Genomic DNA, 11,741 nt, shown 5'->3' with positions numbered 1-11,741 from the left:
CGGGTGGAGCCGGGTGAGGTGGAGGCGGTTGTCGCGCTGCACGGGTCCGTGGGTCAGGTCGCGGTGGTGGTGCGGGAGGACCGGCCGGGGGACAGGCGCCTGGTGGCCTATGTCGTCCCGGCCGCCGGGGGTGTCGATGTCGGTGCGGTACGGGACTTCGCGGGAGACCGCCTGCCCGAGTACATGGTCCCGACGGCCTTCGTCGTCCTGGACGCGCTCCCGCTGACCGTCAACGACAAACTCGACCGCAACGCCCTCCCCGCACCCGGCACCGGCGGCGGAACACGGGGCCGTACCCCTGGAACGCCGGTCGAGGAGAAACTGTGCCGGCTGTACGCCGAGGTGCTCGGCCTGGAGCGCGTCTCCGTCGATGACTCGTTCTTCGAACTCGGCGGCGACTCCATCCTCTCCATGCTGCTGGTCTCCGGCGCCCGCCGCGCGGGCCTGGTCATCTCCGCCCGTGAGGTGTTCGAGAGCAGGACCCCGGCGAACCTCGCCCGCCTCGCCATCATGGGCGATCTCGCGCCGGCCACCAGCGGCGACCCCGGAACCGGAGACATACCGCTCACCCCGGTCATGCGCGAACTGATCGAGCGGACGGGCGCGGCCAGGATCGGCCAGGTCATCCAGTCGGCGCTGGTGGTGGCCCCCGCGAGCCTCACCCTCCCGGTCCTCACCGACGCCGTGCAGACCCTCCTCGACCACCACGACATGCTCCGCGCGCGGCTGGAGGGCGACGAGCCGTCCGAGCTGCGGCTCGTCGTCCCGGAGCCGCTGCCCGCCGGGCCGTTGGCGCACCGGGTGGACGCGGCCGGCCGGGATCTCCAGGGGCTGGTCGACGAGGAGACCCGGGCGGCCGTCAGCCGGCTCGACCCTCTGGCCGGTGTGATGGTCCAGGTTGTCTGGTTCGACCTCGGCCCCGCGACCCCCGGCCGGCTGCTGATCGCCGTGCACCACCTGGCGGTCGACGCGGTGTCGCTCCGCGTCCTGCTGACGGATCTCGCCGAGGTGTGCACGGCGCTCATCGAGGACCGCAGCCCCGCCCTTCAGGCCGTGCCGGTCTCCTTCCGGCACTGGGCGCGTGAGCTGGTGGCGCAGGCGGGGAGTGCGGAGCGTGCGGCGGAGGTGCCGCTGTGGGCGGAGCTTCTGCGTGGGAGTGGGCCGGAGCCGTTGCTGACGCGGGTTCCGCTGGACGCGGCGCGGGATGTGCAGGCGTCGGTGCGGCGGGTGTCGGTGCGGGTGCCGTCCGGGGTGACGTCGGCGCTGCTGACGGCTGTTCCGGCGGCTTTCCACGCGGGTGTCGACGATGTGCTGCTGGCCGGTCTCGCGGCGGCTGTTGACGAGTGGCGTGGTGGCCGCGAGTCCGGAGGCGGCTTCCTCGTCGATGTCGAAGGCCACGGCCGCGTACCGCTCGGGGACGGTGAGGACCTCTCCCGCACCGTCGGCTGGTTCACCAGCGTACGACCGGTGCGACTCACCGCAGGACCGGCCGACCCCGCCGAGACACGCGCCGGTGGAGCGGCGGCCGGCCGCGTGCTGAAGCGGGTCAAGGAGCAGATACGGGCGGTCCCCGGCGACGGGCTCGGCTACGGCATCCTGCGCCGGCTCCCCACCGGAGCCGCCTCCGGGCCCACCGAACTGCCCGGCCTCACCGAAGGGCCCGGCCTCACCGAACTGCCCGTACCCACCGAACTGTCCGGCCCCGGCGCACAGATCGGCTTCAACTACGTCGGCCGGGTACCCGCGCCCGCCGCCCCCGACTCCGTACCCGGCGACTGGTCACCGGCGCCCGAAGGCGGCCCGGTCGGCGGCGCCGGAGGGGAGTACCCCGTGATGCACGCCCTGGAGGCCGAGGGCGTGGTGCACGACCGGGAGGAGGGGCCGGAGCTTCTGCTCACTCTGGTCTGGCCGGAGCGGGTTCTCGATGAGCCGGCGGCGCGTTCCCTGGTGGAGGGGTGGGCGGCGATGCTGGCGGGGTTGGCCGTCCACGCGGCGGCCCCGGGGTCCGGTGGGCGGACCCCGTCGGACTTCCCGCTCGTGACCGTCGGCCAGGACCGGATCGAGGAGCTGGAGGCGGCCGTCCCCGGCCTCGCCGACATCCTCCCCGTCACCCCCCTCCAGGAGGGCTTCCTCTTCCACGCGCTCTTCGACGAGCATGAGTCCGACATCTATGTGGAACAGTTCGACCTGGGGCTCCAGGGGCCGCTGAACGCCCGCGCCCTGCGCGCCGCCTGGGAGGCGGTCATCGCCCGCCACGCGAGCCTGCGGGCCGGATTCCGGCACATCGCCGGGGCCGACCGGCCCGTCCAGGTCATCGCCCACGAGGTCACCCTGCCCTGGCGGCAGGAGGACATCTCCGGACTGGACGAGGCCGAGGCCCGCGCCGAAGCGGAACGGCTGGGCGCCGAGGAGCGGGCGCGCCGGTTCGATGTCGCGGCGCCGCCACTGCTGCGCGTCCTCCTGGTGAAGACCGGCCCGGACCGCCACCGCATGATGATCACTCTCCACCACATCGTCCTCGACGGCTGGTCGCTGCCGATCCTGATGACCGATCTGTGGACGGCGTACGAGGCCGGCGGCAGCACGGACGGACTGCCCCCGGCGGCTCCGTACCGCGACTATCTGGAATGGCTGTCCCGGCAGGACCGCGAGACGGCGCGCGAGGCATGGCAGCAAACCCTGGCCGGCGCGGACGAACCGACCCGGGCCGCGCCCGCCGGCACCACCGTCTCGGCATCCGCCCCCTTCGGCCGGGTCACGGCCCGGGCGGGCACGGAGCTGGCACACGCCCTGCGGGACATGACCCGCACACACGGCCTGACCCTGAACACGGTCGTCCAGGCCGCCTGGGCCCGGGTCGTCGGCCAGCTCGCCGGACGCGGCGATGTGGTGTTCGGAGCCAGCGTGGCGGGCCGGCCGGCTGATCTGCCGGGTATGGAGAGCATGCTGGGGCTGTTCATCAACACCGTGCCGGTACGGGTCCGGCTCGACCCTGCCCAGACCGTCGCCGGGCTGCTCGCCGAACTCCAGGCCGAACAGTCCGCGCTGCTCGACCATCAGTATCTGGGCCTGTCGGAGATCCAGCGGCTGGCCGGACCCGGCGCGGTCTTCGACACGCTGATGGCCTTCGAGAACTACCCCGGCGACCCGGACGCCCAGCCCCCGACGGAGGGACTCAGCCTCACCGACTCGACGGCCAGGGAGTCGACGAACTTCCCCCTCGTCGTCATCGTGAACCCGACCGACGACGACCTGGCCTTCCGGATCGAGCATCTCCTCAGCGCCTTCGACACGGCCACCACCCGCACCCTCGCCCGCCGGCTGATCTCGGTGCTGGACCAGATGGCCGCTGACCCGGAGGTCCGGCTCAGCCGGATCGCCGTCCTCGACCCCACCGAGCGGTCCCTCGTGGTCGACCGCTGGAACGACACCGGACGGCAGGTGCCCGGAGCCTCCCTGGTCGAGCTGTTCGAGGCACAGGCCGGGCGTACACCGGACGCGGTCGCGGTGGTCGGCGAGGACCGTGTGTGGTCGTACGCGGAGCTGAACCGGATCGCCGACCGGATCGCCTGCGGCCTCGGCGCCCGGGGCATACGCCGCGGCGACCTGGTCGGCGTGGTGATGGACCGCTCGGCTGAGCTGGTGGCGGTGCTGCTCGGCGTGTCGAAGGCCGGAGCCGGATTCGTGCCCGTGGACCCCGCCTGGCCCGCCGCCCGGATTCGGGTCGTCCTGGAGCACACCGCCCTCACCGTGGCAGGGCACACGACAGGCGATCCCACCCACCCCCGCCAGGTCGTCCCGGTGGACGAACTGCTCTCCGGCCCCGACGGTGCTCCCGGAGTCACCGTGGCCGGCACCGATGTCGCCTATGTGATGTACACATCCGGTTCCACCGGTGTACCGAAGGGCGCGGCGATCCCGCACTCCGCCGTGGCCGCCCTCGCCACCGACACCTGCTGGAGCGCAGCCGCCCGGGACCGCGTACTCATGCACTCCCCGCACACCTTCGACGCCTCGACGTACGAGCTGTGGGTACCGCTGGTGTGCGGCGGCCGGGTCGTCGTCGCACCGTCGGGACGCGTGGAGCCCGGAACCCTCACCGCACTGATCCGGGAACACGGCCTCACCGCGATCTATATGTCGGCCGGACTCTTCGGCGTCACGGCCGACGAGTCCCCCGAGGCCCTGGCCGGGCTGTCCGAGGTACTCATCGGCGGCGATGTCATACCCGCGGGCGCGCTCGCCAAGGCACAGGAAGCCTGCCCGGGCCTGACGCTCGTCAATGTGTACGGACCCACCGAAGCCACCGTCATCACGACCACGTACACCGTCGAACCCGGAACCGAACCCCCGGCCGTCGTACCGATCGGCCGGCTCCGCGACAACGCCCGCGGCTATGTCCTGGACGAGTTCCTCCAGCCCGTCCCGGTGGGGGTGAGCGGTGAGCTGTACATCGCCGGGGCGGGGCTCGCCCGGGGATACGCGGGCCGGCCGGGTCTGACCGCCGAGCGGTTCGTCGCCTGCCCCTCCGGCGGCCGGATGTACCGCACGGGCGACCTGGCCCGCTGGATGCCCGACGGCCAACTGCTCTTCGCGGGCCGTGCGGACACCCAGGTGAAGATCCGCGGCTTCCGGGTCGAACCCGGCGAGACCGAGACCGTGCTCGCCTCCCACCAGTCCGTCGCACAGGTGGCGGTGATCGTGCGGGAGGACCGGCCGGGGGACAAGCGGCTGGTCGCCTATGTGGTGCCCGGGCCCGGTGCCGCCGTGGACGCGGAGGCACTGAGGGCGTACACCGGCGAACGGCTGCCGGAGTTCATGGTCCCGGCCGCGGTGGTGGCCCTGGACACCCTCCCGATCACCGCCAACGGCAAACTCGACCGCGCCGCCCTGCCCGCCCCCGAATTCGCCGGAGCGACCGACGGCAGGGGCCCCGCGACCCCGCTCGAAGAGGAGCTGTGCGCGCTGTTCGCCGAAGTCCTCGGAGCGGACCGGGTCGGGGCCGAGACATCCTTCTTCGCCCTCGGCGGCGACTCCCTCCTCGCGATGCGTCTCATCGGCCGCGTCCGGGCCGTCCTCGACACCGAAGTCAGCATCCGGGAGCTGTTCGGCACGCCGACCGTGGCCGGCCTGGCCGGACTGATCGACGCCGGTCGGGACGGGGTCCGGGTGCCGTTGGCTGCCCGGGACCGGCCTGAGGTGCTGCCCCTCTCCTTCGCCCAGCAGCGGATGTGGTTCCTGAACCGGCTGGAGGAGAACGGCTCCGGCGCCGATGCGACCTACAACCTCCCGCTCGCGCTGCGGATGTCCGGTGAGCTGGATGTGGCGGCGCTCGAAGCGGCGCTGGGTGATGTGGCCGACCGGCACGAGAGCCTGCGGACCGTGTTCCCGGAGCGGAACGGCACCCCGCGCCAGGAGATCCTGACGGGCGCCGCCGGCCGGCCACCGCTGACGGTGGTCGAATCGGGAGAGGCCGAACTCGACGAGGCACTCGCCGGATACTCGGCTCTCGGATTCGATGTCAGTGCGGATCTGCCCTGGCGGGTCTGGTTGCTGGTGACGGGTCCTTCGGAGTGTGTGCTGTTGATCGTGGCGCATCACATCGCGGTGGACGGCTGGTCGATGGGTGCGCTGTCGCGTGATCTGGGGACGGCTTACGCGGCTCGGCGGGAGGGCCGGGCGCCGGGGTGGGAGCCGCTGCCGGTGCAGTACGCGGACTACGCGCTGTGGCAGCGCGAGGTCCTCGGCAGCCTGGACGATTCCGACAGTCTCATCAGCGAACAGCTCGGCTTCTGGCGCGAAGCGCTGGAAGGCGCACCGGAGGAACTGGCCCTTCCCACGGACCGGCAGAGGCCCCTGGTCTCCTCGTTCCAGGGCGGCACCGTCCCGGTACGGGTGGGCGCCGAGGCGCACGCCGGTCTGGTGGAGATGGCGGGGCGCGGCCGGGCGACGATGTTCATGGTCGTCCATGCGGCGCTGGGTGTGCTGCTCTCGCGGATGGGCGCCGGGACCGACATCCCGATGGGAACGGCGACAGCGGGCCGCGCGCAGGCTGCCCTCGACGGTCTGGCCGGTCTCTTCGTGAACACGGTGGTGCTGCGCGCGGATCTGAGCGGGGACCCGACCTTCAGCGAGCTGCTGGCGCGGGTCCGGGAGACCGACCTCGCGGCCTACGCCCATCAGGACGTGCCGTTCGAGCGGCTGGTGGAGGTGCTGAACCCGGAGCGCTCACTCTCCCGGAACCCGCTCTTCCAGGTGATGCTCGCGCTGGAGACCTCCCTCTGGGACCGCTGGGAGCTGCCGGGGCTCGGTGTCGACCGGCTGGAATCCGCCGCGGAAGCGGCGCGGTTCGATCTGTCGGTGGATCTGGTGGAGGAGCGTGATGCCGAGGGTGCGCCGGCTGGTATCGGGGGCGGGATTCTCTACGCGGCCGATCTGTTCGACGAGGAGACGGTGCGAGGACTCGCCCGTCGGCTGGGTCGGGTGCTGGAACAGGTGGCGGCCGATCCGGACGTGCGGCTGAGCCGGATATCCGTCCTGGAGGAGACCGAGCGGGCGCAGATTGTCACCGAGTGGAATGACACCGGTCGGGTGGTGGCGGCGGACACGGTCCTCGGTCTGTTCGCTGCTCAGGCCGTTCGGATTCCCGATGTCGCGGCGGTGCGGTGTGGGTCGGTGGTGTTGTCGTACGGGGAGTTGGAGGCGCGTGCGAACCGGCTGGCCCGGTATCTGGTCGCCCTGGGTGTGGGTCGGGAGTGTGTGGTGGGTCTGTGCCTGCCGCGTGGGGTGGAGATGGTGGTGGCGCTGCTGGCGGTGTGGAAGGCCGGTGGCGCGTATGTGCCACTCGACCCGGAGCATCCGGAGGACCGCCTCGCGTACATGATCTCCGACAGTGGTGCCTCGGTGGTCCTGGCCACGGCCGGCATCGAGGTACCCGGGCCCGATACGCCCGTACTGTTCCTGGATGGTGCTGCGGACGCGATCGCCGCTCAGTCCTCGGAGCCGCTCGACACGGTGGTGGGTCCGGAGCAGTTGGCGTATGTGATCTATACGTCGGGTTCGACGGGCCGTCCGAAGGGTGTGGCGGTGGCGCATGGCGGGGTGGCGAACCTCGCGCAGGTGATGCGTCCCGTGCTCGGTGTCGACGAGGGTGTCGTCGCCCTTCAGTTCGCCTCCTTCAGCTTCGACGCGGCGGTTCTCGATGTCGCGGTCACCCTCGGTGCCGGTGGGACGCTCGCTATCGCGTCGAGTGAGGAGCGGAGGGAGCCGGAGGCGCTGGCGGAGATGATCCGTGCCGCCGGAGTCGAGGTTGCCAGTGTGGTGCCGTCGCTGCTGGGTGTGCTGGATCCGGGTGCGGTGTCGGGTGTGCGGAACTGGGTGCTGGGTGCGGAGCGGTTGAACGCTGATCTGGCGAGCCGGTGGCTGGCGGGGTCGCGGGTGTGGAATACGTACGGTCCGACTGAGGCGACCGTGATCACCACCGCTGTGCCGCTGGACCCGGCGATGGGTCCGGAGGATCAGCCTCCGGCCATCGGCGCCCCCATCGGCAACGCCCGGGTGTTCGTGCTGGACGATTTCCTCCAGCCGGTGCCGGTGGGTGTGACGGGTGAGCTGTATGTGGCGGGTGCCGGTCTGGCCCGGGGCTATGTCGGCCGCCCGGATCTGACCGCTGAGCGGTTTGTGGCGAACCCGTATGGCGGTCGGATGTACCGCTCGGGCGACCTCGCCCGGTGGACTGTCGACGGGCAGCTCCTCTTCGCGGGCCGGGCGGATGAGCAGGTGAAGATCCGTGGTTTCCGTGTCGAGCCGGGTGAGATCGAGGCTGTGATCGCTTCGCACGAGACGGTCGGCCAGGTCGCGGTGGTCGTCCGCGAGGACCGGCCGGGGGACAGGCGCCTGGTCGCGTATGTCGTCCCGGCCGCGGAGGCCGTCGACACCGACGCGCTGAAGCGGCACGCCGGAGACCGGCTGCCCGAGTACATGGTCCCGGCCGCGATCGTTCTCCTCGACGCGCTGCCGCTGACCGTCAACGGCAAGCTCGACAGGGCCGCGCTGCCCGCGCCCGAGTCGTCGGGGGAGAGTAGCGGCCGGGCGCCGTCGACCCCTGAGGAAGAAATTCTCTGCGCTCTGTTCGCCGAGGTCCTCGGTCTGGACGAGGTGAGTGCCGGCGGTTCGTTCTTCGAGCTGGGCGGCGACTCGATCATGTCGATGCTGCTGGTCTCCAGCGCTCGCCGGGCGGGTCTCGTCATCACCGCCCGCCAGATATTCGAACGCAGGACACCGGCCGGTCTGGCCTCCGTGGCCCAGCGATTCGGGTCCGAGCGGGGAGCCGGCGAAGAACGCGGCACAGGTGAGATACCGCTGACCCCGGTCATGCGGGAACTGCTCGGACGGGTCGGACCCGACAGTGCCGGGACCGTGGTCCAGTCGACCCTGACCGAGACCCCGGTGGGCCTGGACTTCACCGTCCTGACGGACGCGGTCCAGGCGTTGGTGGATCGCCATGACATGCTCCGTGCCCGACTGGTGCTCGGCGAGAGTCCCTCGCTGGTTGTCCCGGAGAGCACCGACGCCGGGCCCCTGGTGCGCCGGGTGGAATCGATGACCGCCCCGGATCTCCAGAGCCTGGTGGACGACGAGACCCGCGCCGCCGTGGGCCGGATGGCTCCGCAGTCCGGTGTGATGGCCCAGGTGGTGTGGTTCGACCGGGGTCCGGACGTACCCGGCAGGCTCCTGATGGTCCTCCACCATCTGGTGGTCGACGGTGTCTCGTGGCGGGTGCTGCTGCCGGATCTCGCGCGGGCGTACGAGGAGCTGGCGGCCGGGCGTGACGCCGGGCTCGACCCGGTGCCGGTGTCCTTCCGGCACTGGGCCCGCGAGCTGACGGCCCGGGCGACCGGCACGGAGCGGCTGGCGGAGGTCCCCCGGTGGGTGGAGTACCTCCAGGACTCCGAGCCCTTGCTCACCGTGCCACCGGCGCGGCCGGAGCGGCCGGAGCGGCCGGAGCGGCCGGAACAGAGCGGGCCGGGTGCTGTGCTGCGTACCGCCTCCGTCCGGATTCCCATGACGGAGACGGCACAGCTGTTGACCAGCGTGCCGACGGCTTTCCACGCGGGTGTCGACGATGTGCTGTTGACGGGTCTCGCGGCGGCTGTCGCCGAGTGGCGGCACGATCGGGGAGCCGCCGCGGGCGGTCTCCTGGTGGATCTGGAGGGTCACGGCCGCGTACCTCTCTCCGACAGCGACGACCTGTCCCGGACGGTGGGCTGGTTCACCAGCAGCCACCCGGTGCGGCTCGACGCCGGCTCCGTCGATCTGGTGGAGGTGCGGGAGGGCGGTGCTGCCGCCGGGCGGGTGTTGAAGCGGGTGAAGGAGCAGATCCGCGCCGTCCCCGGTGATGGTCTGGGGTATGGCATTCTGCGTCATCTCCATCCGGAGGTCGCGCCCGAGCTGGCGGGACTGCCCTCGGCGCAGATCGGCTTCAACTACCTCGGCAGATACGCGGCTTCGTCTCCGGGCGGCCCTCGGCGAGCCCAGGAAGGCTGGCGTCGGGCCGGCGAGGCTCTGCCGAGCACGGATGCCTCCTTGGCGCACTCGTTGGAGGCACTCGGAGTCGTTCACGACCTGAGCGAGGGTCCTGAGCTGTCGCTGACGCTGATGTGGCCCGAGCATCTGTGGGAGGAGGAGGCGGTCTCCCGGCTGCTGGACAGCTGGGCGGCGATGCTGGCCGGGCTGGTCACGCACGCCACGGGTTCAAGCAGTACGGCCGGTCACACCCCCTCCGATTTCTCGCTCGTGTCGCTGGACCAGGCGCGGATCGAGGAGCTGGAGGCGGAGGTTCCGGGATTGGTGGAGGTGCTCCCCGTCTCGCCTCTCCAGGAGGGGCTGCTGTTCCACGCGCTCTTCGACGAGCGGGGTACGGATGTCTATGTCGAGCAGCTCGACCTGGGCCTTGAGGGGCCGCTGGACGCGGCTGTGCTGCGTGCGTCGTGGCAGGTGCTGCTGGACCGGCACGCCAGTCTGCGGGCCGGGTTCCGGCAGCTCCCGGGCGTGGACCAGCCGGTGCAGGTGGTGGCTGGTGAGGTGGTTCTGCCGTGGCGTGAGGTGGATCTGTCGGGGCTGTCCGGGGCCGACGCGCTGGCCGGGGTGGAGCGGCTGGGGATCGAGGAGCGTTCGTACCGCTTCGATCTGGCCGTGCCTCCGCTGGTGCGGATTCTGCTGGTGCGGATGGGGCCGGACCGCTATCGGATGATGATCACCCTCCATCACATTGTGCTGGACGGCTGGTCGCTGCCGATCCTGATGCGGGAGCTGTGGGCGGCGTACGAGGCCGGTGGCAGCGGGAGTGGTCTGCCGGCGGTGACTCCGTACCGCGACTATCTGGAGTGGTTGTCCCGGCAGGATCGGGGGGCGGCGCGGGAGGCGTGGCGGCAGGCGCTGGCGGGCGCGGACGAACCGACGCTGATCGCTCCGGCAGCCGACCGGGACCCGGTCCCGGCGGAGTCCCGTGTCCTGTCCGCTGCGGCGACCCCGGCACTGAACAGGGCGTTGGCGGAGTTGGTGCGTGTTCATGGGGTGACCATGAATACGGTGGTGCAGGCGGCGTGGGGTCTGCTGGTGGGGAAGCTGACGGGTCGCCGGGATGTGGTCTTCGGCGCGAGTGTGGCGGGGCGGCCGGCTGATCTTCCGGGTATGGAGAGCATGCTGGGGCTGTTCATCAACACCGTGCCGGTACGGGTCCGGCTGGACCCGGCGCAGACGGTGGGCGGACTGCTGGCCAGGCTTCAGGCGGAGCAGTCCGCGCTCATGGACTACCAGCATCTGAGCCTCACGGACGTGCAGCGGCTGGCGGGCCCCGGCGCCCACTTCGACACCTTGCTCGCTTACGAGAACTTCCCCTCCGGTGGACAGGGGAGCTTCGCGGAACCGGCCGATGTGCGCGTGGTCGACTCCGGCATTCGCGAGTCGATCAACTATCCGCTGGGTCTGGTGGCGGGTTCGCTGGGTGATGGTCTGGGTCTGCGGTTGAACTATCGCCCGGATGTGTTCGGCGTTGAGGAGGCGCGGGGGGTTCTTGACCGGTTGTTGCGGTTGCTGGAGCAGATGGCGGCTGATCCGGGTGGTCGGCTGAGTCGTCTCGCGGTGCTGGACGAGGTCGAGTTCGAGCGGGTGGTGTCGGGGTGGAACGACACGGAGCGTCCGTTGTCGGCGGGTTCGCTGGTGGAGTTGTTCGAGGCGCAGGTGGGCCGTTCACCCGATGCGGTCGCGGTGGTGGGCGGGGAGGGCGCGTGGTCGTACGCGGAGCTGAACCGGGCCGCTGACCGGGTCGCGTGCGGACTCGCCGCCCGGGGTGTGGGGCGTGGGGATTACGTCGGTGTGGTGATGGACCGCTCCGTGCACCTGGTGGCCGTGCTCCTGGGTGTGTCAAAGGCCGGGGCCGCGTTCGTACCGGTGGATGTGGGCTGGCCGGCGGCACGGACCGAGCAGGTTCTCGGGCGGGTTGGGCTGGTGGTCGCCGATCGGGATGTGCCCGGTTCGCTGGTGGACGCGGTTCGGGCGGAGGTGCTGCTCTCGGGTCCCGATGGGGTGCCCGCGGTGGCTGTGGGTGGCGCTGATGTGGTGTATGTGATGTTCACGTCGGGGTCGTCGGGTGTGCCGAAGGGTGTGGAGGTTTCGCATGCTTCGGTGGTGGCTCTGGTGGTGGACGGGTGCTGGAGTGCGGCGGCCCGGGACCGGGTGTT

Annotated in this window: 1 protein-coding gene; it reads left to right on the top strand. The window is 71.4% G+C overall.

Going from position 1 to position 11,741, the window contains the following annotated elements:
- Window positions 1-18: 18 nt before the first annotated feature.
- Window positions 19-11,741, top strand: an 11,723-nt coding sequence (locus ACWCRA_RS34940; protein ID WP_451069448.1) for an amino acid adenylation domain-containing protein, incomplete at its 3' end; no start/stop codon positions are given.

It is taken from the genome of Streptomyces sp. NPDC001889 (genome assembly GCF_053594535.1).
This window is presented reverse-complemented; position numbering and strand designations above follow the sequence as displayed.